Source organism: Streptomyces sp. RPT161 (assembly GCF_027533845.1).
Taxonomy (GTDB): Bacteria; Actinomycetota; Actinomycetes; order Streptomycetales; family Streptomycetaceae; genus Streptantibioticus_A; species Streptantibioticus_A silvisoli_A.
In genome coordinates this window covers 1-213 of the sequence record NZ_JAPZVN010000138.1, presented here as the reverse complement: position 1 = coordinate 213, position 213 = coordinate 1, and the positions used below count along the sequence as shown (strand labels likewise).

The window sequence follows — 213 nt, the reverse complement described above, 5'->3', positions numbered from 1 at the left end:
GGCTGCGCCCACCCCGTCTGCTCCAACAGATCCGCATCAACCCCCCACATCACCTCACGCAAGGGGCGGTCCAACAAAGGGTCCAACTCCGCCGCGATCGCGTCCACCGCCGACGCGAACACCGCAGACCGGTCATACAACTCGCGAGCCATCCCCACCCGCTGAGCACCCTGACCGGTAAACAACACACCCACCCGAGCACCGCTACGGGCA

Annotated in this window: 1 protein-coding gene; it reads right to left on the bottom strand. The window is 66.2% G+C overall.

Going from position 1 to position 213, the window contains the following annotated elements:
* Positions 1 to 188: acyltransferase domain-containing protein (locus O5O46_RS35265; RefSeq protein WP_333482465.1), on the bottom strand; the 188-nt coding region annotated here is incomplete at its 3' end.
* Between the last annotated feature and the right edge of the window lie 25 nt (positions 189 to 213).